This window comes from Nannocystis pusilla (assembly GCF_026626665.1).
GTDB classification, from domain to species: Bacteria; Myxococcota_A; Polyangia; order Nannocystales; family Nannocystaceae; genus Nannocystis; species Nannocystis pusilla.
Window position 1 is genome coordinate 3,483,329 of record NZ_JAPNKE010000002.1, and the last position, 22,297, is coordinate 3,505,625.

Below are 22,297 nucleotides of genomic sequence, written 5' to 3' on the forward strand. Positions count from 1 at the left end.
CAAGACGCGAGGTCTTGCGAGATCGGCGGCGGCTCACGGTCCGGCGATCGCCCGCGCGGGGCTCGCCCCGCCGGCCCCGTCCTGAAGCAGCCGCTCGTACGCATAGAACCGGCGCAGGACCGCCTTCACGTACGCACGCACCCCCGGGTGTGGCGGTACCCCGCCGTACTTCTGCACCGCGCCGGCCCCCGAGAAATAACCGGCCGCCACCAGCACCATGTCGCCGCCGAACCGGTTGGCCAGGAGGCGCAGGAACTTGGCCCCGCCGTAGATGCTCTGGCGCGGCTCGAACGGCTGCTGGACCCCGAGGAAGCGCGCAGTCGACGGCATCAGCTGCATCAGCCCCATCGCCCCGGTGCTGCTGACCGCCCGGGATAGTAGTTGCTCTCGGTGTGAATCACCGCGCGCACCAGCGACTCCGGCAGCTGATACAGCCGCGCCGCCCCGCGGATGTGCGTCTCCCAGCGGCGCGAGCGTTCGTCGGCCAGCGCCTCTGCGACCTCGACCTGCGGATCTCGGCGCGGCGCCGATGGTTCCGCCTCGGCCGCCGCCGTCTTCGGCGCCCCGCCTTCGCCGCCGCTGCCCGGCATCTCCTCGACCTCGCGCCGTCCCGCGCCGACAGCGCGCACCGGCGTCACGTGGACCACCCCCTGCGCGTCCGTGTAGCGGCGGTAGCTCGGCTCGGCCGCGCCGACCGGCCCCGGATGCGCGCTCAAAATCGCCGCCAGCACCGCCGCGCAGGCGCCCTGCACCTGCCAGGCCTGCCGCCGCGACATGGGCCGTTCTGCTCCCACGGGCCCAGCCTATCGCCGCGGCGGACCCTTGTCGACCGGCCCCGCCGCTCTGCTACTTTCGCCCCAGCACCATGATTGCCAGCACGCCGATCCACCACGCGCGCTACCTCGTGCTCGGCAGCGGGCTCGCGGGCCTCTACTTCGCCCTCGAGGTCGCGGATCGCGGGCCGGTGGTGATCCTCACCAAGCACCGCGCCGAGTCCAGCAACACCCGCTGGGCCCAGGGCGGGATCTCGGCCGTGTTCGCGGGCGACGACTCGCTCGAGGAGCACATCGAGGACACGCTGACCGTCGGCGCCGGCCTGTGCAACCGTGACATGGTCACCTACGCCGTCCAGCGCGGGCCCACCCTCGTGAGGCGCCTGGCCGAGCGCTACGGCGTCCACTTCGACCGCGTCGGCGGCGACGAGCACGCCCCCTTCGAGCTCGGGCGGGAGGGCGGCCACTCGCGCCGCCGCGTGGTGCATCACCGCGACACCACCGGCTACGAGATCGAGCGCGCCCTGCTGGCGGCCGCGCACGCCCACCCGAACATCACGATCCACGAGCACCACACCGTCATCGACCTCCTGAGCTGGACCAAGGTCGACGGCAGCCGCGGCTGCTTCGGCGTGTATGCCCTCAACAACGCCGCCGATCGCGTCGAGGCTTTCGTCGCCCCGATCACGGTCCTCGCCACCGGCGAGGCCGGCCGCGTTTACCGCTATACGACCAACCCGGCGGTCGCCACCGCCGACGGCGTCGCGGTCGCCTACCGGATCGGCGCCTCGGTCGGCAACCTCGAGTTCATGCAGTTCCACCCGACCTGCCTGCACCACCCCGACGCCAACACCTTCTTGATCTCCGAGGCGCTGCGCGGCGAGGGCGGCATCCTGCGGCGGGCCGACGGCAGCGACCTCATGGCCGAGCGGCACCCGATGGGCTCGCTCGCCCCGCGCGACGTGGTCGCCCGCGAGATCGACGCCGAGCTCAAGCGGTCGGGCGAGCGCTGCGTGTTCCTCGACATGACGCACCTCGATCCCGACTACGTGGTCAGCCGCTTCCCGGCGATCCACGCCCGCTGCATGTCGGTCGGCATCGACATGCGCAAGGACCCGATCCCCGTGGTCCCCGCGGCCCACTACATGTGCGGCGGCATCGTCGTCGATCGCCACGGCCGCACCGACGTCCCCGGGCTGATGGCGATCGGCGAGGTCGCCATGAGCGGCCTCCACGGCGCCTGCCGCCTGGCCTCCAACAGTCTGCTCGAGGCGGTCGTCCTCGCCGACGGCGCCGCTCAGGCCTGCGACGACTTCGGCCGCGGCCCGCCCGACCACGTCAGCCCGTGGAACGAGGGCGCCGCGCGCGAGTCGGACGAGGCGGTCATGGTCTCGGCCAACTGGGAAGAGGTGCGCGCCGCCATGTGGAACTTCGTCGGCATCGTCCGCTCGGACAAGCGGCTCGAGCGCGGGCGGCGGCGGCTCGACCTCATCCGCGAGGAGATCCTCGAGTACTACTGGAAATTCCGCGTCACCCGCGACGTGCTCGAGCTGCGCAACATCTCTCTGGTCGGCAGCCTCATCATCGAGTGCGCCCGCCAGCGCAAGGAGTCGCGCGGCCTCCACTACACGATCGACTACCCGACCACGCGCGACGAGTACGCGCACGACATCATCCTCGACAAGCGCAGCGGGCCCAAGGCCTGAGCCGACCTGGCCTTTGTGACAGGAATCCATCGAGCCTTGCCCACGCTCCGCGCACCCGGCATTCGGCGGCCCGTACGTCGCCGCTCGTCCTTGTTGCTCGTCGGTCTGCTGCTGCTGGCCTGTCGCGGCGGTGGCGGCGCGCGCAGCCCCGAAGCGTTGCGCGACGCCTATGCCCGCGCTCTGGCCGCCGACGATCCGGCCGCTGCGTACGCCCTGCTCAGCCCGAGCTGCGCGCCGCGACCTCGAAGGAGGCGTTCACGGCGCGCTGGAAAGCGCAGGCAGCCGAGCGCTCGGCGGCCAAGGCCGCGCTCGACACGCTGCCGCCGGCGCTCAAGACGCCGATGCGGGGCGGCGAGACCATCCACGACGGCGCCGTCCTCGCCTGGGCGCAGGTCGGCGGTCATTACCAGATCGTGACCGGCCTGCCGGGCTTGCCGGACCTCTCGACCCCGGCCAGCGCGATTCGGGCCTTTTTGACCGCCGTCCGGCGGGCCGATCTCGGCGCGCTTTCCGCGCTGCTCGCAGACGATCTCTCTTCGCGCCTCCGCGACGACTGGAACCGCCGCGCCGACCTTCTGGAGCAACTCCTGAAGCAACCTGGGGCAATTGAGTTCACGCCGGGGATGGAACGCGCGATCCTGCGCTACGAGCCCGGGCGCGCCCTGACGCTCGAGCAGACTCCTCAGGGATGGCGGATCGTGGCCCTGCAGTGAGATATGCCAGGTTCACACCGTTCTTTTCACTGGACGCGCCTTACCCGGCTGCTATCTACTTTGCCCGACAGGCGGGCAAACCCGCTCGTCCGGGGTGGCCACAATCGTAGCCACCTGCAGTAGCCACCTGACTGCTGGCCTCGCGATGGCCGGCAAGTGGCCGACCGGTGTCCGGGCGGCCGTCCGAATTCCGACCCCCTTGGCTTGTCGCTGCTTCTTCGCCCTTTCCGCCGCGCCATCCACAGGCGGCGCCGTCACCCGCAGGATCGCCCCGATCGGCCCCCTGGGCCTTTTTTCCGCTAAGGAGCACCCTGCGCCGACGCGCCGAGCCCGACTGCACCGGGCCCAACTGTCCCGAACTACCCTGAAGGTGGGGAAATCGTCCCCACGACGCCCGTCGACGAGTCGGCGGCACAAGAGGTGCAGAGGGGCGCGCGCAAACGCCTGGAGACGAACTGCCGATGCAACCCCGATTCAACGTTGGTGAGAAGGCCGTTTACCCGACTCACGGTGTCGCCGAGGTCATGGCCCTCGAGACGAAAATCATCGAGTCGCGCCCCTTCCAGTTCTATCACCTGCGCGTCCTCGGCTCCGGCCTGAAGATCATCGTGCCGGTGGCCAAGGCCGAAGAGAACGGCATGCGTCCCCTCGCCGACGGCGAGATGATCGACGAGCTCTACGATCTGCTGCGCGACCACGAGGTCCCGTGCGATCGCCAGACCTGGAACCGGCGCTACCGCGGCTTCATGGAGAAGATCCGCACGGGTTCGCTGTTCGAGGTCGGCGAGGTGTACCGCGATCTGAGCCTCCTCAAGCACACCAAGAACCTCTCGCACGGCGAGCGGCAGATGCTGCAGACCGCCCGGAACCTGGTCATTCGTGAGCTCTCGACCGTCCGCAACGAGCCCGAGTCCGCGATCGCCGCCGAGCTGGACTCGATGCTGCAGGCTTGAGTAAGGTCCGCGCGTGGCCACCGACATCAATGAGTCCGTCGAGATCCAGATCTCGACCTTGCCCTGGGAGCAGATCGCGGTCGACGCCTTCGTCTGTCCGACCAACTCCGAGGGCGTGATGAGTCACTTCCCGGCCAACAAGATCCGCGACCTCGCCGGTCGCGAGATCGAGGCGATGGTGAAGGAGCACACCCCGCTGGCGATCGGCGCCGCGTTCGTGACGCCGGCCGGCAAGATGAAGGCGAAGTACCTCATCCACGTGCCCAACACCGATCGCCCCGGCGGCCGCGTCCAGGTCGAGGACGTCCTGCGCGCGACCGCGGCCGTGCTGGTGGCCTGCAAGGTCAAGGGCTTCACGAGCGTCGCCGTCCCGTTGATGGGTGCGTTTGAACTCGGGATCCCGGCCGAGGAAGCGGCTCGCGCGATCCACAGCGAGCTCAAGGTCTACCGCGGCGACCGCCCGCTCCGCGCCTTCCTCATGGCCAAGGACGCCGACGACGTCGAGGTGTTCGAGCTGGCCATGGAAGGGAACATCCCGTAAATGGGCCCCCTGCTCGACTACCTGCCGCTCGTCGCAGCCGTCGGGCTCATCGGGGTCCTCGCCGGCCTGGTCCGCGCCCGGGCGAGGCAGCAAGCCGCGCCCGACGCCGGCGAGGGCTTGGTGCAGCTGCGCCCGCGCCAGCCCGTCGACACCGGCGGCCTCCTCGCGCTCGCCGGCCTCGGCTTCGCGCTCGCGCTGGCCCTGGTCCTGTTCGCGCCGACCGCCGCGGTCTGTCTGTCCAGCACGACATGTCCGGAAGGACCTGCCCTTTGGGTCAGCGCCGCCGGCCTCGGTCTGCTGGGCTTGGCGACCGCGATCGCGTGGCCCTCGCTGACCCGCGCGCCATGATCCGCCCGCGCGCTGCCGCCTCGCCTGCGCCCGCGTCGGCGAGCGGCGACGTCGCGCTGCGCGTCTCGGCGAATGGTCGTGCCCGAAGCGTCGGCGACGTCGCTGTGCCGGACGACATGTCGCGCGAGCTCCAGTCGCAGCTTCGCGACTTCGAGGTTCGTGCGAGCTCCTCGCTCGAGGTCGCGGGGCAGGACTTCCCGCTGCACCCGCCCGCTTCGGCCCTGCCAGGCGTCGACGAGCTGTCTGCGAGCTCCTCGCTCGCGGTCGTCTCACCGCCTCTCTTTCTTCGCAGCTCCGAAGCAAGCGCGAGCACTCGGCTCGAGGTCGCATCGCCGCTCGCACTTCCTCGCAACCTCGACGCAAGCGCGAGCGCCCCGCCCGAGGTCGAATCGCCGCTTCCGTCCGCTTCGGCCATGCGCGGTCTCGCTGAGACGCTGGCGAGCTCCTCGCCCGATACTGCGTCGCCGCTTCCACTTCTTCGCGCCCTCGAAGCAAACACGAGCACCTCGCCTGAGATCGCGTCGGTGGACGTCGCATCGCTACCGTCCACTTCGCTGGTCGCGCACGCGAGCTCGCCGCTTCCGCGTCGCAACCTCCTCCGCGCCGCGACCTCGCCCACCGCGCCTTGCGTCCTCTTCGTCGCGCTCGCGCTCGGCTGCGGCGCGCCGCCGACGGGCGTGCGCCCCGAACCGGGGACCCTCGTGTTCACGCCGGCGGCGGAGCGTCTCGAGCTGCGGCTCGTGAATCACGGCGCGGCGCCCGTGCCGTTGACGCGGATCCGCTTCGACACCCGCACCCCCGACTGGGGCGCCTTCTCGATCGAGAACCGCGAGTACCCGCGGGAGATCGCTGCCGGCGGAGCCGTGAGCCTGCGCCTCCGCGTCGACCGCGACCACTTCGATCGCGCCGGCGCCTCTCGCTCCGGCAGCGCGCGCCTCCTCTTTGCGGCGGGAGAGGCGCCCCAGATCGTCGAGCTCCGCTGGGAGCCGCCCGACCTCGCGAGCGATCTGCGGCGCACGGCGATCCGCACCGCCCTGGCGCTCGCGCTCGTCGCGCTGGCGTGGATCTCGACGCGTCGCACCCGGCTGAACTGGACCACCTGGCTGCCCGTGCTCGCCGCCCTGGCGCTGTTCCCGTTCGGTCCCGGCCTGTGCTTCGACGGCGTCGGCAGCAGCCTCTCGGCGGCGGACGTCGAGCAGTGCGCCGTGGGTCGGGGCGGTGCTTCGCTGTCGCTGATCGCCGTCGGTGAAGGCTGGCTCGTCTATCTCGTCGCCCTCGTGTTCGCCGGCCTCGGTCGCCTCGTCGACCGGGCTGCGCTGGCCCGCCGCCTCGCGTCGCGCGACCTCGCCCTCGCCGCCGCATTCGCCGGTCCGTTGCTGGCCTTTGGGACTCTCGATCCACGGCGGCTCGTGGGGGAGCAAGCAGCGGGGCTCGTCGGCGGAGCTGCGATCCCTCCTCTTGGGGAATCTTCGTGCAACCCATCGCCGCTGCCGTGGCCCTCGCGGCCGCGGCCGCGCCGCCGGCAGGACGGCTCGAGCGACTCGCCTTCGCAGCGGCGTTCGTCGCCTGTTTCCTCGGCGGTGGTTTGCCCGCGGCGGCGCTCGCCGGCAGCGGCCACGGCCTCGTGCTGTTCATCGGCGCAGTCGTGGCGGCGGCGAAGATCGCTGCGGTCGTGTGGTTCGTGCAGCGGCTGCACGCGCCGGCCACCGGCTCGCGTGCGCGCTGCTCTCTTCTTTCTCGAGCGGGCCGCGATGCCCCTGGCGATCGCCAATTTGCTGGTGACGTCGGCCTACGCCCTGCTGCGGTGACGCGGGATGCGAGCAGGGTCGGGCGGCCAGGTCCCGGGAGACTCGTGCGGCGCTGCGCACTCAGCGCGCAGCGTGTCCGGTGTCTCCAACGTAGCTTTTTCCGAAGCTGGTGTTAGCGTGGCCGGCGAAAAGCCTTGACCGCAGGCTTGCCCGGCGAGCGCGGATGCTAGTTCGGACGCCAAACCTCGTAATCCGAGTGAGACGGGACACACGCGACGCCGTTACGGCCCCACGGACCTGGGCTGAGATGGCGTCGCCGCAGGCTCGCGTGAAGAACCTGTCCCAAAGATATGAGCAGGCGCGGTATTGTACCCAGACCAACATCGGCGGGAGCTGTCCCTCCGATCGCGGTCGCGGCCCACGTGGGCCACGGGGAGGCGAATAATGGCAACCACGATCGCCCAGATCGGTGGATTTGAACTTTGGGACATCCTGCAACTTGCGCAGACGTCGCGCATGTCGATCAAGCTGTCCGTCGAGTCGCCGCATGGCGTCGGCGCGATGTTTTTCCAGGGCGGCAACCTCGTCCACGCCGAGACCGGCGCGGCCCAGGGTGACGACGCCGTCAACACGATCCTCGACTGGCGCGAGGGGAGCGTCTCGTCTTCGCAGTTGCCCGAGAACTGCCCGCAGACGGTGCGACACACCTCGATCGTCGCGTTGTTGATGGACCGGGCCCGTCAGCGCGACGAGGCTTCGCGCAACGAGCCCCCGCCGCGCAGCGAGCCGCCGCGCAGCGAGCCGCCGCCGCAACGCGAGCCACCGCCACGTGCCGCGACGCCGCCCTCCCCTCCGCCGGTGCCGGTGATCGAGAAGCCGCAGCGAGCTGCGCCGGTCACCGTCCCGCCACTTCCGCCGCTGCCCCTCACCCCACCGACGCCGGCCTACGCGGCCGCCCCCAACGTTGCAGCGCGCGACAAGGAGCTGTCAGACATGGACCTCAAGGTCGTGAAGGCCATCCTCGAGGAGCTCGACGACCACCTCATGGGCGGCCTCATCAGCGTCGACATCATCAGCAAGGCCTCGGGCATGTCGCTCGCGGGCATCAACTCGGCGCCCAAGGCGTGCGCCATGTTCAACCGCCTGTCCGAGCAGCTGCACAACGCGCTGACCCGCTCGGAGGACGCCCTCGCCAAGGGCATCAACAAGTTCATCATCGAGGGCGACAACGGCCTCCTGATCTTCGTCATCGAGCTCGACGATCGCCACCGCTGGGCGATCCTCGTCGACGGCGTCAAGGCGCAGCTGGGCTGGGTGTTCGTCATCATCCCCGAGCTCCAGCCGCGCCTCATCGCCGCGCTGAAGGGCCGCTGAGCCGACTGTCCTGAGGGACATGTCCTCACGGGCATGTCCCTCGGCACCTGCTCCCGAGCACCTGCCCGAATAAACCTGGCCGATCGGACAGCCCCGTGGTCTACATCAGCAAGGTCTACACGAAGTTCGGCGACTGCGGCGACACGATGCTCGCCAGCGGCGACACCGTCGGCAAGGACACCCCGCGGGTCGCCGCCTACGGCGAGGTCGACGAGCTCAACGCGGTGATCGGCGTGCTGCGCGTCGAGCTCTCCCGCGTCGGCGAGCCCGGCGAGCGCCGCGAGTTCCTGGCCGCGCTCGACGCCTCGCTGGCGCGGATCCAGCAAGAGCTGTTCGACCTCGGCGCGGAGCTGGCGACGCCCGGCGCGACCGAGGGCAAGGCGCCGCTCAAGGTCGAGGAGGCCGACGTCACGCGCCTCGAGCACGAGCTCGACGCGTGGAACCACGACCTGCCGCCGCTGCGCAGCTTCATCCTGCCGGGCGGCGGGCCGCTCGGCGCCTGGGCCCACCTCGCGCGCACCGTGTGCCGCCGCGCCGAGCGCAACGTCGTCGCCCTCGCCCGCGTCGAGCCGGTCCGCCCCGAGGCCGTCCGCTACATCAATCGCCTGAGCGACTGGTTCTTCGTCGTCGCCCGCGCCGCGGCCCACGCCTTCGCCGTCCCCGAAGTGCTGTGGGATACCCACCGTCGGAAGCCCGCCCCGTGACCCCGCCTCTCCTGAAATTCCGCTACGAGTACCCACCCGGCGAGGCGCACTTCCTCGAGGCGCCGTCGGCCGAGGCCGCGGTGTTGTTCCTGCGCCGCACGTACCCGCACAACCCCGTCGACGTGCTGCCGACGCTGCGCGAGATCTCGCGCTGGCCCGCCTTCTGGAAGACCGTCGACGGGCAGGGGCTCGTCGTCCCCGACAACGTCAAGCCGCGCTCCTGAGCGGTTTGTGGCGGCGCCGGGGCTCGCTTGACAGGGCCCGAGGCCCCGCCCACCCTCCGAGGCGATGGCCGACGACGATCCGATCACCGAGGGAACTCTCGATCGCCACCTCCATCGGCCGCTCGCAGCGTGGGTCCTCGAGCGGGTGCGACCGGCGCCGAGCGTCGAGCTGCTCACCCTCGCCGGACTGGTGGTCGGCCTCACCGGCGCCGTCGCCGTGCTGCTGGCCGCGCCGAGCGGCGTCGACTGGATCTTCCCCGCCTGGCTGTTGTTCGCGTTCACCGTCGCCAGCCGGTGTCGCCGCCTCCTCGCCGGCGCCGCGGAGGCCGAGGCCGGCACGCTCGAGTTTACGATCGGCGCCGCCTTTTGGGTCGCGCTGACGCTGCGAGCGGCGCCGGCCAACCCGTGGGCCTGCACCCTCGCGTCGGTGGCGCTGGTCAGCGCGCTGATCCACGTCGGGCTGCACGCCGAGCTGCGTCGCCGCTTCCGCGACCTGACCGGCGCAGGCAGCGACACAGCGCCGCCCTCGCCGCGGCCCTCGGTCGCCGCGCTGTCCCGCGGGCTCGGCCCCGCTGTGTTCCACGACATCGCGGCCGCGCTGCTCGGGCCGGAGCACACCGGCCCTCGTCCCACCCCCGGCGCGGCCCGCTCGCTGCTGGCCCCGCCGCTGCGCATGGCAGCGCCGCTGAGCCACGACACCCACCTCGCGCTGCTCTACGTCGCCACCGCCGCCGCGGCGATCCGGCTCGATCTGTCCTTCTGGACAGCCGCGCTCGCGGTCGCGGTCGGGCTCAACGTGTGGGCGCTGCTGGTCGTGTCGGCCTGGCGCCGCGCCGAGGCGCTGGTCCGCCGACTCCCGCCCGCCTGAGCTGCAAGTCAGGTGATGACTGCGCGCCGACCCGCGGGCTCAACCGAGCCGCGTACCTGGCCCAAAGGCCAGAGCGCATCCTCGCCGCAGCGCGCCCGAAGTCCGCACCTGCCCCTCAGGCAAAGTGTGACGACGCAGCGCTGCCCGCCGACTGCCGCGCCCGAGGGCCGCACCTGGCCTCAAACCTGGTGCGTCGGTTCACCGCGGCGCCAGTCCGCCGGCTACCCCCGACAGAGTCCGCACCTGACCCAAAAGCCAGGCGCATCCTCGCCGCAGCGCTGACCCGCTTGAAGTCCGCACCTGCCCCTCAGGCCAGATGTAACGCCGAAACGCTGCCTGCGGCGCCCGAAGGCCGCGCCTGGCCTCGGGCCTAGGTGCGCCGGTTCGCCGCGGCGCTGGTCCTCCGGCTGCCTAGTACAGCCGCTCCGAAGTTCTCCAGGGGTTTATCGACGGCGGCGGTTCATGGATCCACCTGGATCCATCGCTGAAGGGGCCGTAGGCCTTGAAATAGAGAGCGCGCGAAAACGATCTCATTGGTGTGCCGGGACCGAGAGCGCAGCGACTCCGCCTGGCGCCGTCCGTCCGCAAGGAGCTGGAGGCGCTGGCGCGGAGTCGTTGCATCGAGGCGCGCCTGGTTCAGCGAGCCAGGATCGTGCTGCTGGCGGCCCAAGGGCTCCCGAACGCCGAGATTGCTCGGCGAGTGGGCTGCCACGTCGACACCGTGAGGCAGTGGCGCCAGCGCTTCGCCGAGGACGGCCGGGTGAGCACGCTCGCAGATCTGCCGCGCAGCGGCCGTCCAGCGCGGGTCTCCGCGGCAACGCGGTGCGAGCTCATCAAGCTCGCATGCGACAAGCCGGAAAACCACGGTGTCAAGCACCAGACCACGTGGACCTACGGGGCCCTGGCGAAGGTGCTGCTGCGCGAGACGGGCGTGAAGCTCAGCGTGTCCGAGGTGGGCAGGATCCTCCGCAACGAGGACTTCAGACCTCACAAGATGAGGTTGTGGCTGCACAGCCCCGATCCTGAGTTCTGTCCCAAAGTACAGCATATCTGCGACCTCTATCATCACCCGCCGGACGAGGCTCATGTCATCTGCGTCGACGAGAAGACCGGCATGCAAGCACTCGGACGCCGGTTTCCGACCAAGCTTCCGGCCCCTGGACGGGCCGGTCGCTTCGAGTTCGAGTACATCCGACGTGGTACGTGGTGCCTGTTCGGCGCCTTCGATGTTCGCACCGGCGAGCTGTTCGGCGAGTGCAAGGCAGGGCGCGAAGCCAAGGACCTCGTCGCATTCATGGAGGGCCTGGCGCGCAAGTACCCGACCGGCGACGTGTACGTCGTCTGGGACAACCTCAACATCCACTACGATGGTCGAGAGGAGCGCTGGGCCCGCTTCAACAAGCGTCACGGCGGCCGGTTCCACTTCGTCTACACGCCGCTGCACGCGTCGTGGGTCAACCAGATCGAGATCTGGTTCTCGCTGCTCCAGCGTCGCGTCCTGCGCCACGCCGACTTCCCCGACGCCGACGCGTTGCTTCGCGCCGTGAGGGGCTTCATCCGGCACTGGAACCGCAAGGAGGCCCACCCGTTCAACTGGACCTTCCGCGGCCACTTCGTCCAGAATGAGCGGCGACTCGCCTCATGAGCCGCCCTCGAACCACCGCCCGCCGCGCCGTCCCCGACACGGACGACGACCTTCGCGCCGTCGAACAGTTCTTTCGCCGTCGTCCAAACCTCGCGCACATCCGCGTCCGCCACCGCGGGGCGCTCATCACCCTCGAGTCCGGTCCCTCAAACGACCCTATCCCGCACGCTCGCCTGCGCCGCGTGGCCGGCCAGATCTGGCAGCTTGAGATGGCCACCCACACGGGCCGCTGGCAACCGACTCCCCTCCGCGCCCCCCGCGACGCACTGCTCGAGGCGCTCGTCGCGGACTTCGGGTGGGTCCTCACGCCACAGGCCTAACAACCCTCGAAGAACTTCGGGGCGGCTGTACTAGCGAACGAGTCTACACCTGACCCGAAGGCCAGGCGTACCGCCTCGCCGCGTTCTCCGCCCGAGGTCCACACCTGCCCCGAAGGCCTGACGCACCCCAGCGCCAGCGCCGCGCACGACTGCGCTCGAGCCACCCGGCTAAGCGACGCGCGAGGTCCAGGTACGACGAGCGCGCCCGGGCTGCGGCGAGCGCAGCGCGGGCGCGAACGTGTCTGGCCGATCGGTCATGTCCCGGGACCCTGTCCGCGGGGACACACGCCGGCGGCGCTCAGGACGCCGCGGCCTGCTTCTCTTGCACCGTCTTGTGCAGCAGGTCGACGAGCTCGTCGATGTTCGTCAGCTTGTTGAGCTCGGCGCGGGGATCTTCACCTTGAGCTCGCGCATGCTGCAGGAGACGACCTCGACGATGTCGAGGCTGTTGGCCCCGAGGTCCTTCATCGACTTGGCGGGGTCGACCTGGGCCGCATCGATCCCTTCGACGGTGTCCACGAGGTGGCGCTTGACGACGGCCAAGACATCATCGCGGGTGCTCATTCTCGGTTCTCCTTGGTGGGCGCGGTGCAGGTTGCCCGCAGCGAATCTCGCAGGAAGCGAAGGTCAAAACTCAGCCCGTGGCGCTCGCGCGCCGAAAACAGGCGAACGACGTTGTCGGCGAAACCGAGGCCCCTGTCCAGTAGCAGAATCTGCCCCTTGACGCCGTCCATGAGGCCGCTGCAGAGGGCCAGCGCCGCGGCCGCGACCTCGTCGGGGTCGATGAACCAGCCTTCCGAGTAGTACTTCTTGCAGAACGGCACGAAGTCGGGCCCGAAGGTGGCCTCCAGCGATGCAGTCTCGACCGGGTTCGCGCGCAGGATGTTGATGCGAACATCCTCACTGAGCAGATCTGCCGTGAGGTAGCGACAGAAGGTCTCCATCACGGTCTTGCTCGCGGCCACGAAGTCGTAGCCCGGGAGGAAGTACTCAGGCCCGCGCGACGACATTCCCACCGCGTAGCGGGCCAGCGGCCGAAGGTCTCGCGGATGGCTTGCAGGTAGCCGACGAACGGCCACGCGCTGTAGCCGAGGCTGCGCAGGAAGCTCTTCTTGTCGAGGTCCTCGTGCGACTTGCTGACGTGGGCGAACGACACGTTGCTGATCAGCGCGAACACGGCGTCGTGGTCGCGCTTGACCGCCTCCATCAGCGCCTCGGTGTCCTCGTCCTGCGACGCGTCGGCCTCGACGATCGTCGGCGCCGGCGCGCCCGCGGCTTCGAACCGGGCCCGCAGCTCGTCCTCGTCGGCCGAGCCCCAGCGGTGCGTCAGGTACACGTGCGCGCCGTACTTGCCGAACAGCAGGCCGGTCGCCAGGCCGATGCCCGCCGTCCCGCCGGTGACGATGATGGCCTTGCCCTTGAGGTCGTTGCGGAGGATCACGCCGGAGCTCCTTCCTTGTCGCTGCCGCCGACGAGCCGCGGCCCGAGCGTGGCGACGTTGTCGACGAACGCCGCGCCGCGGTCGAGCGTCAGCACTTGCCCGCCCATCGCGTCGAACAGCCCGCTGCACAGCGCGAGGGTCGTGTCGGCGACCTCGTCGACGGTGCACGCGAACTCGGGGAACTTGCTCGCCAGCTCGCGCTGCTGGGCGGCGAACATCTGCTCGTAGCTCTCGGTCATGACCTGGCGGGTGCGCAGGGCGTTGACGATGCAGCCGTGCTCGTACAAGTGCGTGCTCATGTAGCGCACGAACGTCTCGAGCACCGCCTTGGCCACCGCCACGTAGTCGTAGCCGGGGTAGTGCGTGTCGGGCCCGTCGGACGACATCGCCAGCGCGTAGCGGGGGTAGCGGCCGAACGCGGCGTGCAGCGCCTGCAGGTAGCCGACGAACGGCCAGCTCGAGTACTCGAGGCTCTTGTACAGCGCGCGCCGGGTGTGCTTCTCCGGCCCCTCGCCGCGCTGGACCACGCAGACGTTGCTGATGAACGCCCACACGCCGTCGCACTCCTCCTTGAGCCGCGCGGTCAGCTTGTCGGTGTCCTCCTCGCGCGACGCGTCGGCCTCGATCACCAGCGGCGCCGGGCCCCCGGCGGCGATGAAGCGGGCCTTCAGCGCGTCCTCGTCGGCCGAGCCCCAGCGGTGCGTCAGCACCGTGCGCGCGCCCTGGCGCCCGAACGCGAGCGCGCACGCGAGGCCGATGCCGCGCGTCCCGCCCGTGATCAAGACGACCCTGTCCTTGAAGTCATTGAGCAAGCGTCATCCTCCCTGGCCTGGCCCGTAGTTCGTGCGGATCCGCGCCACCGTCTCCGGGTCGGCGAAGCATACCTCGTGCATCATCGACTCGACCGTGCGCGCCTCCTCGAAGGCCCGTCGCCGCGGCAACGCCAGCGCACGTTTGAGCAACAGCAGCGCAGCCCGCGGCTTGTCGGCGATCCGCGCCGCCATGTCGAGCGCCCGCGGCAGCACCTCGGCGCGCGGCACGACCGCGTTGACCTGGCCGCGCCCCGCCAATGCTCCCCGCGGAAGTACTGCGAGCCGTACAGCATCTCGGCCCCGACGTACTCGCCGAACGCGAACTGCACGAGGCGCGTCGCGCCCATCCCCGGCGTGAAGCCGAGGTCCATGAAGTTGGCGCCGTAGCGGCTCTCGCGGGCCATCACGACCATGTCGCAGGCGAGGCCGAACACCAGGCCGCCGCCGACCGCGGGCCCCGCCATCGCGGCGATCGTCGGCACCGGCACCTCGAGCAGCGCCCGCGTCAGCAGCAGGTCGTACGGGGCGATCGTGCCGTCGGCGAGGCCGAGCAGGACGTCGCGGTCGCCGCCGGCGGAGAACACCTCGGGCAGGCCGGCGATCACGACCACGCGCACGTCGGCGCGCCGGCCGAGGTCCTCGAGCGCGCGCGTCAACGTCGCGACGAACGCGCGGCCGAACGCGTTCTTGCCGGCCGCGTCGCGCATGGTCAGCACGGCCACGCCGTCGCGCTCGAGCGTCACCTCGACGAGGCTGTCTGTTTGGACATGCGCGTTCATTCCTGTCCTTTCAGACTGACGAACCACGGCGGCGCCTGGCCCTCGGCCAGCAGGGCCGCCAGCGCCGCCCGCAGCTCGGGGTCCTCGAGGTCGGCCGCGGTCTGGGCCACCCCGCCCTGCCCCGCGGGTCCGGTGATCCGCTTGAGCGTCGCCACCGCCTGCGGGCGCGCGCGCAGCAGCGAGCGCAACAGCCCGCGCAGCGCCTTGTCCGGGTCGTCCGCGACCGCGTCGACGAGGCCCCACGGCTCGGCCTGGGCCGCGGTCACCAGCTCGCCGGTCAGCGCCAGCCGCCGGGTCCGCCGCGCGCCGATCCGGGCCTCCAGCGCCGGGAAGATCACCGCCGGCACCAGCCCGTAGCGCAGCTCCGGCAGCGCGAACGTGGCCCCCGGCGCCGCCACCACAAGGTCGCAGGCGGCCGCGAGGCCGACCCCGCCGCCGCTGGCCGCGCCGGTGACCACCGCGATCGTCGCCAGCTTCGCGCTGGCCAGCAGCTCGAGGCAGCTGGCGAAGCGCTGCATGGCCTCGCGCATCTGCGCCGACGGGGTCCGCAGCGCCGCCGCGAGGTCCATGCCGGCGCAGAACTCGGGGCCCTCGCTGGCGATCACCAGCGCGCGCGCCGGACCGGCGACCGCCTGCTCGACCGCCTCGGCCAGCGCGGCGATCCCGTCGGTGTCCAATGCGACATGTCCTCCGGGACCTGTCCCGAGGAACAGCCGATGAACTAGCTCGCCCTCTTCGCAGCGGACGCGCACGCGATCACCTCCGGAGTGCTGAGACGATGAAACGAGCGGCCGGGCCGCACGCCGCCGAGGGGCGGCGCGGCCGGCGTGGCGAGGGACGTGCGCGGCATGGTCGGAGCCTCAGGACAGGCGGTACTCCCGCTGGTAGCCGCGCACCGCGTCGAGCACGAGGCGGCCCTTGCCGGCGTAGGCGCGCTCGTAGAGCCCGCGCAGGCCCGACTGGTCGACCTCGTAGTCGCTCTGGTCGATGTACGCGGCGCGCTGGCGCTCGAGCGCTTCGTACTCGTCGATGGTGAGCGGCATGCGGCGATCGAGGCCGGCGCCGACGTGCTGACTGGCGACCTGCTCGCGCGCGCGCTCGCCGACGGTCGCGCGGTAGAACTCGGCGCACGAGCCCGAGCCGTAGGAGAAGATCGAGACCTTGTCGCCCGCGCGCAGCTCGGGGTCGGCGTCGATGAGGCCGAGCATGGCGATGAAGGTCGCCGAGGTGTACGTGCCGCCGAAGCGCGAGTTGAAGCGCAGCGCCTGCTTCGACTTGCGCTCGAAGTGAGCCCTGGCCTCGCGCAGCGACATCTCGTGCGGGCCGCGGCGGAGCAGCGCCCGGTGGGCGCGGAAGGTCATGCCGCCGAACGGCACGTGGTAGATGTGGCGCGCGAACTCGGCGTCGTAGTCGACCATGCCCGAGCGGGCGACGAAGTGGTCGTAGGCGCCCTCGAGCGCGTCGAGGTAGCCGTACAGGCTGGTGTCGGCGTGGCCGACCTCCTTCGTCGAGGTCGGGCGGTAGGTGTCGAAGATCTCCTGCGTCCAGTAGCCGCAGGTGTCGAGGTCGAGCTCGAGGACGTCGGGCTGGGCGCTGACCAGCATCGCCGTCGCCGCCGCGCCGAGCACGTACTCCCACGGCTGGCCGAGGTGCACGCGGCTCTGATCGGTGCAGACCACGAGCGCCTTCTTGCCCGGCGCCGCGCCCGACGCGACCCAGTGAGCCGCCATCATCAGACCGCCGGTGCCGCCGTAGCAGGCGTGCTTGGTCTCGAAATTGCGGCAGTTGGCCGTGAGCCCGCAGTAGCGCTGCACGTAGGTCGAGATCGGCTTGCCGAAGTCGACCGACGACTCGGTGCCGACGATCACGAGCTCGATGTCCTGGCGGTCCTCGGGCCGGACGATCTGCAGCGCGGCGTTGACCGCCATCGTCACCGGATCTTCCCACGTCGGGTTGAGCGAGCGCTCGCTGACCCACAGCTCCTCGAGCGGGTGGCGCGGATCGTGGTCGCGCGCCTCCGCGAGCAGCTTCATGTCGAGCGAGAGCGTGCACGGGTACGCCGTGATCCGCTCGATGCCCACGCGCGGCCGGTGGTGCGCCATCGCCGTCCTCCCTCTCAGTACGTCCAGTCGAGGCCGCCCGTGACCGGCACGACCTGACCGTTGATGAAGCTGCCGCCCGTGGCCAGGAACAGGACCGTCGCCGCCAGCTCGGCCAGCGTGCCCATGCGCCCCTTCGGCATCGGGCAGTACTGCTGCCAGTAGTCCTTGGCCGCCTGCGGCATGGTCTCGCGCGTCATGTCGGTGTCGAAGAAGCCCGGCACGACGACGTTGGCGGTGATGCCCTTGCGCCCGTACTCCTTGGCGAGCGCCTGGGTGAAGCCGTGCAGGCCGGCCTTGCTGGCCGCGTAGTTGGCCTGGCCGGCCGCGCCGTTGTGCTGGATCGACGAGATGTTGACGATCCGCCCGAAGCGCGCCGCCAGCATCGCCGGCAGGAACGCGCGCACGACGTAGAACGGGCCGTGCAGGTTGGTGGCGAGCACGTCGTGCCACTCCTCGTCGGACATCGAGACCACGAGGTTGGCGCGGTTGATGCCGGCGCAGTTGACGATCGCCTCGACGCTGTCGAAGTCCTCGAGCACCGCGTCCGCGACCTCGCCGACGCGGTCCGAGCGGCTCACGTCGAGCGCGTAGCCCTTGACCTTCGCGCCCGGGCGGATCGCCGCCGCCTCGGCCTCGATCTGGCGCGCCGCGTCGTCGTTGCTGCGGTACGCGAACGCGACGTCGTGGCCGGCGCGCACCGCCTCGAGCACGATGCCGGCGCCGATGCCCCGCGAGCCTCCGGTGACGAAGAAGTTCATGGCGCGGCTCACAGGCTGTTCGGGTCCCACCGGCGGTACAGCGCGCAGCAATTGAGGCCGCCGAAGCCGAACGAGTTCTTGACCATCAGGTCGATGCGGTGCTCGACCGCCTTGTTGGCGCACACGTCGACGTCGACCTCGGGGTCGAGCTCGTCGATGTTGATCGACGGGTGCAGCACGCCGCCGCGCATCTGCAGCATCGCCGCCACGGTCTCGACCGCCGGCGCCGACCAGCAGGTGTGGCCGAGCATCGACTTCGGCGCGTTGATCTTGAGCTTCTTGGCGTGGTCGCCGAAGACCTTGCGGATCGCGTTGAGCTCGGACAGGTCGCCGAGCGGCGTGCTGGTCGCGTGGGCGCAGACGAAGTCGATCTCGTCGGGCCGCACCTGCGCGCGCCGCAGCAGCCGCTCGAGCGTGCGCGCCTGGCCCTCGGTCGACGGCGACGGCAGGTGGCAGCCGTCCGACGTCGAGGTGCAGCCGAGCACCTCGGCGTAGATCGTCGCGCCGCGCTTCAGCGCGTGGCCGAGCTCCTCGAGCACCAGCGCGCCGGCGCCGTGCGACGGCACGAAGCCCTCGCGCCGCGAGTCGTAGGGCCGGCTGGCCAGCTCGGGCGTGTCGTTGAAGCTCTCGAAGGTGATGGCGCCGAGCAGCGCCATCGCGTGCACGCCCATCTGCGAGAAGTCGAGCACCGCGCCGACCACCATCGCCATGTCGTGGTCGTGGTGGCGGATCTCGTCGATCGCGTTGCGCAGGGCCACGTTCGCGCTGGCGCACGCGCCCCCGAGCGTGTAGCAGGCGCCCTTCCAGCCGAGCATCTCGCTCACCGAGCCGGCGTGGTCGGTGTCGAGCATGTGCAGCGCCGCCATCGAGTCGATGTAGTCGGGGTCCTCCGTCTGGAAGGTGACGTAGTTGTCGGCGAAGTAGCGCTCGTTGAGGTTGTGGCCGCCGACCAGCACCGCGCAGCGGGTCGGGTCCGCGACCTCGACCATGCCCGCGTCGCGCCAGGCATCGGCCGCGCACAGCACCGACAGCGACGTCGAGAACGGCGCCTTGTTGCCGCTGGCGGGCCCGCTTGTGCACCTCGGCCGGCAGCACGTCGCGCAGGCGCGCCAGCTTGGCCTTGACGTCGTACTCCGACAGATCGCCGCCGATCTTCGAGTACACGCCGTCGTTGTTGTGCCACTTCCAGCGCGTGATCGCCGACTTGCCGGCGACCAGGTTGGCGTAGAAGGTGTCGAGATCGTCGCCCAGGGGCGTGTTGATGCCGAGGCCGGTGATGACCACGCGGCGGGGCGATTGTGCCTGCGATGAGACCATGCGTGCTCTTCTGGGGGAGTCAGTCCATCAAGTAGACCTCGAACACCGCGAGGGCCTGGACCTCCTCGCCGCGGAGGGCCTGGCCGACGCAGGTCGAGACGTAGTCGCTGTGCTCGAGCGAGCGGGCGAGCAGCGTCAGCCGGTCGCCCGGGCGGACGCCGCCCTGGAACAGGGCGTGGTGGACCTTGAGCAGCCGCAGGCGCGCCGGCGCGTCCGCGGCGTCGATGCTGGCTGTCCCTTTGGCCATGAGGTGCAAGAGACAGATCCCGAGCTGCCCGATCGCCTCGACCAGCAGCACGCCCGGGTACACCGGGTCGCCGGGGAAGTGGCCGGCGAACACGGCGTCGCCGGCGTCGATCGTCCGCACGCCGCGGATCATGCCCGGGTCCTCGGGCGTGCGCGGCAGCTCGACCGCGTCGATCGCGTCGACGAACAGGAACGGGTCGCGGTGCGGCAGCATGCGCTCGATCGCGGCGCGGCCGAACTCGACCGGCGTGCTGCCCTCGCCGGGCACGAACACGGGCCGCCGGCGGTGCTGCTTGATCAGCGCGTCGAGGCCGCTCAGCTCGTCCACGACGCCTCCTGGGCCACGTCCTTGCGCGGGGTCGGCGGCAGGTGCTGGCGCAGCGCCGCGAGCACGCCGGCCAGGTGTGAGGCGGCGTCGTCGCGGTTGTCGGTGGCGTACTTCGGCCGCGACGACCACTTGCGATCGAGCAGGTTGTGCAGCACCTGGCGCGGGCCGACCTCGACGAACACCGCGCCCGGGTGGCGCTCGGTGACGCGGTCGATCGACTTGCGCCACAGCACCGGCGTGTGCACGTGCTCCTCGAGCAGGTCGACGAACACGCCCGGCCCCGGCGCCGGCATGAACTCGCCGCGGCGGTTCGGCAGGTACGGCAGCCGCGGGGCCTTGAAGCGCGCGCGCTGCAGGTGCGGGCGCAGGGCCGCGCCGACCGGCTCGAACAGCGACGAGTGCATCGGCACCTGGCGCTCGATGATCGTCGGCACCACGTAGTGCTCGTCCTCCAGCAGCGCGACCGCGGCCTCGACCGCGGCGGCGTCGCCCGACAGCACGTGCTGCTTCGGCGAGTTGAGGTTGACGATCTCGAGCACCCCGAGGCCCTGGCCGCGGATCTGCTCGACCACCTCCTCGAGCGTCTCGAGGTCGAGCGGCTGGACCGAGGCCATCATCCCGCGCGGGCCGGCGTCGTAGGCCTCGCCGCGGGCCTGGACCAGGCGCAGCGCCTCCGGCAGCTCGAGCGCGCCGATGTGGACGAGGTGGTTGTACTCGCCGAGCGACAGCCCCAGCGACAGCTCGGCGTCGACGCCCTCGGCCTGCAGGATGCTGAGCATCATGTGGTTGGCGACGAACACGCCGACCTGGACGTCGACGTTGCGATCGAACGCCGTCGGGTTGTCCTCGCTGGTGTGCGCGTCGAGGTCGCGGCCGAGCACGTCGCTGCAGCGCGCCAGCACCTCGGCGGCCCGGCGGTGCAGCCGGGCCAGCTTGCCGAGCATCCCCGGGTAGCGCGAGCTCTGCCCTGGGAACATGAACACCAGCGTCGTCTTCATCGTGCCCCCTACCCTGTCCCGCTCACTCGGCCGCCCCGTCGACGCGGCCGCGGATGATCGTGTCCTCGAGGATCTCGAGCGCGCGGTCGAGGTCGGCGCGCGTGTGCGCGGCCGTGATCGCGACGCGGAAGCGCAGCCCGTCCTCGGGCACCGAGGGGTAGTCGACCGGCGCGAGGAACAGCCCGCGACGGTGGAGCGTGCGCGTCAACTCATACAGCCGGCGGCGATCCGATCCGACCATGATCGGCACGACCTGACTCGAGCCATGCCCGAGGTCGAGGCCGATCTGCTGCGCCTTCTCGCGGAAGTAGCGGGTGTTGGCCCACAGCGTCTCGCGCAGCGAGTTGTCGCGGGTCGCCACCTCGAGCGCCTTGCGGAGCCCGGCCACCACCGCCGGCGGCAGCGCGCTGAAGCCGTAGGCGTTGATGTAGTAGCGCATGTACTGCAGCAGCGCGCGGCCGACGGTGAAGCCGCCGCAGCCGGCGAACGCCTTGCTGAAGGTCGCGAACTGCAGGCCGATCGACTTCTCGGCGCCGTAGTGCTCGACCACGCCGCGGCCGTTGGCCCCGTACACGAGGATCGAGTGGGCCTCGTCGATCAGCACGCCGACGCCGTGCTTCTCGGCGACCGGCAGCAGCTTCGGCAGATCGGCCGTGTCGCCGTCCATCGAGTACACGCCCTCGACCACCACCAGCCGGCGCGCGCCCTCGCTGTCGGTCAGCGCCTGGTCGAGCGAGTCGGGGTCGTTGTGGTCGAAGAACACCAGCTTGGCGCGCGACAGCTTGGCGCCGTCGATCGAGCACAGGTGGGTCTTGGCGTCGAGGATGGCCACGTCGCCCTTGCGCAACACGCCGGCCAGCGTGCCCATTCCCCCGGCGAAGCCGCTGTTGAAGAGGATGCAGTCCTCCTGGCCGAGGAACGCCGCCAGCTCCTGCTCGAGCCCGCGGTGCAGATCCGACAGCCCCGACAGCAGCGGCGATCCGCAGGCCCCGGTGCCGTAGGTGCGCAGGGCCTCCTGCGCCGCCTCGACGACCTCCGGGTGCGTTGCGAGCCCGAGGTAGTTGTACGAGCTGAGGTTGATGACGTCGCTGCGTTCGCCGGCGCGTTCGATCGCCATGCGCGGTGCGACGGCCCCCAACATGTGGGGCTCGTACATCGACATCGCCCAGGAGCCGGCCTCGGCCCACTGCACGAAGCCCTCGGGCGGACGGAGCGGATCGTCGCTGTCCGAGAAGTAGAAGTCGGCCAAACTGTGCTCGGCTTCGCGGCCCATCACGGAACTCCCCGGCATGTCGGGGCCCGGGCGTAGTTACAGCGAAAGTATCGCGGCTGTCACGGAAATTCTGTTCCTCAGCGCATGCGGATCCACGTGCAGCGCGCGCTGTCGCCTCGTTGCACATGTTGCAGATTGCGACGCGCTGGCCTTATCGGCGAACTATTTAAACCGGTGCATAAAATGATGCGCCGCGATACGGCCGCATGCGGCTGCATCGGCCGCTGGTAGTTAATCTCGAGTGCAACAATCTCCACGCCCTGCAGCGAACTCGACGGCCGAGTCGCGCTCGCGCTCGCGTGTGGACTGCGAAATGCGTCGCACAC

General features: G+C 70.7%; 26 protein-coding genes and 1 pseudogene. 12 read left to right on the top strand and 15 right to left on the bottom strand.

Annotated elements, in window-relative coordinates; translation table 11 throughout:
- Window positions 1-33 precede the first annotated feature (33 nt).
- Window positions 34-348 carry a lytic transglycosylase domain-containing protein gene (locus OV079_RS15235; protein WP_267769310.1) on the bottom strand — a complete coding sequence of 105 codons (315 nt, stop codon included), beginning with the start codon at window positions 346-348 and terminating at the stop codon, window positions 34-36.
- Window positions 339-794 carry a lysozyme family protein gene (locus OV079_RS15240; protein WP_267769312.1) on the bottom strand — a complete coding sequence of 152 codons (456 nt, stop codon included), beginning with the start codon at window positions 792-794 and terminating at the stop codon, window positions 339-341. The genes OV079_RS15235 and OV079_RS15240 overlap by 10 nt, the downstream gene beginning before the upstream one ends.
- A gap of 71 nt (window positions 795-865) precedes the next feature.
- On the opposite strand from OV079_RS15240, the gene nadB reads away from it, so the two are divergent.
- From nadB to OV079_RS15300, 12 genes are all read left to right on the top strand, one after another.
- The gene (gene nadB / locus OV079_RS15245) at window positions 866-2,479 is read left to right on the top strand and encodes an L-aspartate oxidase (protein ID WP_267769314.1); all 1,614 of its coding nucleotides are present in this window, start codon (window positions 866-868) and stop codon (window positions 2,477-2,479) included.
- A 341-nt stretch (window positions 2,480-2,820) separates the two neighbouring features.
- Window positions 2,821-3,192, top strand: a complete 372-nt coding sequence (locus tag OV079_RS15250) for a hypothetical protein (RefSeq protein ID WP_267769315.1) — start codon at window positions 2,821-2,823, stop codon at window positions 3,190-3,192.
- Between the two features lie 461 nt (window positions 3,193-3,653).
- Entirely contained in the window at window positions 3,654-4,145 is a 492-nt protein-coding gene (locus OV079_RS15255; protein WP_096333423.1) for a CarD family transcriptional regulator, read from the top strand.
- Between the two features lie 13 nt (window positions 4,146-4,158).
- A complete protein-coding gene (locus tag OV079_RS15260) occupies window positions 4,159-4,686 on the top strand; it encodes a macro domain-containing protein (RefSeq protein WP_267769316.1) in 528 nt (175 codons plus the stop codon).
- Window positions 4,687-5,034 carry a hypothetical protein gene (locus OV079_RS15265; RefSeq protein WP_267769318.1) on the top strand — a complete coding sequence of 116 codons (348 nt, stop codon included), beginning with the start codon at window positions 4,687-4,689 and terminating at the stop codon, window positions 5,032-5,034.
- 524 nt (window positions 5,035-5,558) lie between these two features.
- Complete coding sequence (locus OV079_RS15270) at window positions 5,559-6,842, top strand: hypothetical protein (protein WP_267769319.1); 1,284 nt, start codon at window positions 5,559-5,561, stop codon at window positions 6,840-6,842.
- Between the two features lie 384 nt (window positions 6,843-7,226).
- Window positions 7,227-8,156, top strand: coding sequence for a DUF4388 domain-containing protein (locus tag OV079_RS15275; RefSeq protein WP_267769321.1), 930 nt, complete (start codon window positions 7,227-7,229; stop codon window positions 8,154-8,156).
- A gap of 95 nt (window positions 8,157-8,251) precedes the next feature.
- Window positions 8,252-8,860: a cob(I)yrinic acid a,c-diamide adenosyltransferase gene (locus OV079_RS15280; protein WP_267769323.1), complete on the top strand. Its 609-nt coding sequence runs from the start codon at window positions 8,252-8,254 to the stop codon at window positions 8,858-8,860.
- On the top strand, window positions 8,857-9,084 hold the full coding sequence (locus OV079_RS15285) for a hypothetical protein (RefSeq protein ID WP_267769325.1): 228 nt from the start codon (window positions 8,857-8,859) through the stop codon (window positions 9,082-9,084). Before OV079_RS15280 ends, OV079_RS15285 begins: the two co-directional genes overlap by 4 nt.
- A gap of 64 nt (window positions 9,085-9,148) precedes the next feature.
- Complete coding sequence (locus tag OV079_RS15290; RefSeq protein ID WP_267769326.1) at window positions 9,149-9,952, top strand: hypothetical protein; 804 nt, start codon at window positions 9,149-9,151, stop codon at window positions 9,950-9,952.
- Between the two features lie 538 nt (window positions 9,953-10,490).
- The gene (locus tag OV079_RS15295) at window positions 10,491-11,597 is read left to right on the top strand and encodes an IS630 family transposase (protein ID WP_267769327.1); all 1,107 of its coding nucleotides are present in this window, start codon (window positions 10,491-10,493) and stop codon (window positions 11,595-11,597) included.
- Window positions 11,594-11,917 (top strand): hypothetical protein, encoded by a 324-nt coding sequence (locus tag OV079_RS15300; RefSeq protein WP_267768255.1) that lies wholly within the window; start codon window positions 11,594-11,596, stop codon window positions 11,915-11,917. Before OV079_RS15295 ends, OV079_RS15300 begins: the two co-directional genes overlap by 4 nt.
- A 366-nt stretch (window positions 11,918-12,283) precedes the next feature.
- Here the strand turns inward: OV079_RS15300 and OV079_RS15305 are convergent, their stop codons facing one another.
- From OV079_RS15305 to OV079_RS15365, 13 genes and pseudogenes are all read right to left on the bottom strand, one after another.
- Window positions 12,284-12,481 carry a phosphopantetheine-binding protein gene (locus tag OV079_RS15305; RefSeq protein ID WP_267769329.1) on the bottom strand — a complete coding sequence of 66 codons (198 nt, stop codon included), beginning with the start codon at window positions 12,479-12,481 and terminating at the stop codon, window positions 12,284-12,286.
- Entirely contained in the window at window positions 12,478-12,882 is a 405-nt protein-coding gene (locus OV079_RS15310; protein WP_267769330.1) for an SDR family oxidoreductase, read from the bottom strand. The genes OV079_RS15305 and OV079_RS15310 overlap by 4 nt, the downstream gene beginning before the upstream one ends.
- Window positions 12,861-13,358 (bottom strand): SDR family NAD(P)-dependent oxidoreductase, encoded by a 498-nt coding sequence (locus OV079_RS15315; RefSeq protein ID WP_267769332.1) that lies wholly within the window; start codon window positions 13,356-13,358, stop codon window positions 12,861-12,863. Before OV079_RS15315 ends, OV079_RS15310 begins: the two co-directional genes overlap by 22 nt.
- The gene (locus tag OV079_RS15320; RefSeq protein ID WP_267769333.1) at window positions 13,355-14,170 is read right to left on the bottom strand and encodes an SDR family oxidoreductase; all 816 of its coding nucleotides are present in this window, start codon (window positions 14,168-14,170) and stop codon (window positions 13,355-13,357) included. The genes OV079_RS15315 and OV079_RS15320 overlap by 4 nt, the downstream gene beginning before the upstream one ends.
- Window positions 14,171-14,250: 80 nt before the next feature.
- Complete coding sequence (locus tag OV079_RS15325) at window positions 14,251-14,949, bottom strand: enoyl-CoA hydratase-related protein (protein WP_267769334.1); 699 nt, start codon at window positions 14,947-14,949, stop codon at window positions 14,251-14,253.
- On the bottom strand, window positions 14,946-15,701 hold the full coding sequence (locus tag OV079_RS15330) for an enoyl-CoA hydratase/isomerase family protein (RefSeq protein ID WP_267769335.1): 756 nt from the start codon (window positions 15,699-15,701) through the stop codon (window positions 14,946-14,948). Before OV079_RS15330 ends, OV079_RS15325 begins: the two co-directional genes overlap by 4 nt.
- Before the next feature lie 108 nt (window positions 15,702-15,809).
- Window positions 15,810-17,051: a hydroxymethylglutaryl-CoA synthase family protein gene (locus OV079_RS15335; protein ID WP_267769337.1), complete on the bottom strand. Its 1,242-nt coding sequence runs from the start codon at window positions 17,049-17,051 to the stop codon at window positions 15,810-15,812.
- 14 nt (window positions 17,052-17,065) lie between these two features.
- Window positions 17,066-17,809, bottom strand: a complete 744-nt coding sequence (locus OV079_RS15340; RefSeq protein ID WP_267769339.1) for an SDR family oxidoreductase — start codon at window positions 17,807-17,809, stop codon at window positions 17,066-17,068.
- Window positions 17,810-17,817: 8 nt separating this feature from the next.
- Window positions 17,818-18,798 carry a beta-ketoacyl-[acyl-carrier-protein] synthase family protein gene (locus OV079_RS15345; RefSeq protein ID WP_267769340.1) on the bottom strand — a complete coding sequence of 327 codons (981 nt, stop codon included), beginning with the start codon at window positions 18,796-18,798 and terminating at the stop codon, window positions 17,818-17,820.
- A 202-nt stretch (window positions 18,799-19,000) separates the two neighbouring features.
- Window positions 19,001-19,126, bottom strand: a pseudogene (locus OV079_RS57930) (beta-ketoacyl synthase N-terminal-like domain-containing protein); the annotation flags it as partial.
- Window positions 19,127-19,145: 19 nt separating this feature from the next.
- A complete protein-coding gene (locus OV079_RS15355; RefSeq protein WP_267769343.1) occupies window positions 19,146-19,700 on the bottom strand; it encodes a 3-hydroxyacyl-ACP dehydratase FabZ family protein in 555 nt (184 codons plus the stop codon).
- Window positions 19,688-20,698 (bottom strand): ACP S-malonyltransferase, encoded by a 1,011-nt coding sequence (locus OV079_RS15360; RefSeq protein ID WP_267769344.1) that lies wholly within the window; start codon window positions 20,696-20,698, stop codon window positions 19,688-19,690. The genes OV079_RS15355 and OV079_RS15360 overlap by 13 nt, the downstream gene beginning before the upstream one ends.
- A 22-nt stretch (window positions 20,699-20,720) precedes the next feature.
- Window positions 20,721-21,989 (bottom strand): aminotransferase class I/II-fold pyridoxal phosphate-dependent enzyme, encoded by a 1,269-nt coding sequence (locus OV079_RS15365; protein WP_267769345.1) that lies wholly within the window; start codon window positions 21,987-21,989, stop codon window positions 20,721-20,723.
- Between the last annotated feature and the right edge of the window lie 308 nt (window positions 21,990-22,297).

Excerpts from the sequence above, each read along its gene's own strand:
- OV079_RS15365 (WP_267769345.1), bottom strand. The coding sequence starts at position 21,989 with ATGCCGGGGAGTTCCGTGATGGGCCGCGAAGCCGAGCACAGTTTGGCC.
- OV079_RS15235 (WP_267769310.1), bottom strand. The coding sequence starts at position 348 with ATGGGGCTGATGCAGCTGATGCCGTCGACTGCGCGCTTCCTCGGGGTC.
- OV079_RS15335 (WP_267769337.1), bottom strand. The coding sequence starts at position 17,051 with ATGGCGCACCACCGGCCGCGCGTGGGCATCGAGCGGATCACGGCGTAC.
- OV079_RS15345 (WP_267769340.1), bottom strand. The coding sequence starts at position 18,798 with ATGGTCGAGGTCGCGGACCCGACCCGCTGCGCGGTGCTGGTCGGCGGC.
- nadB (WP_267769314.1), top strand. The coding sequence starts at position 866 with ATGATTGCCAGCACGCCGATCCACCACGCGCGCTACCTCGTGCTCGGC.
- OV079_RS15275 (WP_267769321.1), top strand. The coding sequence starts at position 7,227 with ATGGCAACCACGATCGCCCAGATCGGTGGATTTGAACTTTGGGACATC.
- OV079_RS15340 (WP_267769339.1), bottom strand. The coding sequence starts at position 17,809 with ATGAACTTCTTCGTCACCGGAGGCTCGCGGGGCATCGGCGCCGGCATC.
- OV079_RS15360 (WP_267769344.1), bottom strand. The coding sequence starts at position 20,698 with ATGAAGACGACGCTGGTGTTCATGTTCCCAGGGCAGAGCTCGCGCTAC.
- OV079_RS15305 (WP_267769329.1), bottom strand. The coding sequence starts at position 12,481 with ATGAGCACCCGCGATGATGTCTTGGCCGTCGTCAAGCGCCACCTCGTG.
- OV079_RS15325 (WP_267769334.1), bottom strand. The coding sequence starts at position 14,949 with ATGAACGCGCATGTCCAAACAGACAGCCTCGTCGAGGTGACGCTCGAG.
- OV079_RS15300 (WP_267768255.1), top strand. The coding sequence starts at position 11,594 with ATGAGCCGCCCTCGAACCACCGCCCGCCGCGCCGTCCCCGACACGGAC.
- OV079_RS15290 (WP_267769326.1), top strand. The coding sequence starts at position 9,149 with ATGGCCGACGACGATCCGATCACCGAGGGAACTCTCGATCGCCACCTC.
- OV079_RS15255 (WP_096333423.1), top strand. The coding sequence starts at position 3,654 with ATGCAACCCCGATTCAACGTTGGTGAGAAGGCCGTTTACCCGACTCAC.
- OV079_RS15250 (WP_267769315.1), top strand. The coding sequence starts at position 2,821 with ATGCGGGGCGGCGAGACCATCCACGACGGCGCCGTCCTCGCCTGGGCG.
- OV079_RS15265 (WP_267769318.1), top strand. The coding sequence starts at position 4,687 with ATGGGCCCCCTGCTCGACTACCTGCCGCTCGTCGCAGCCGTCGGGCTC.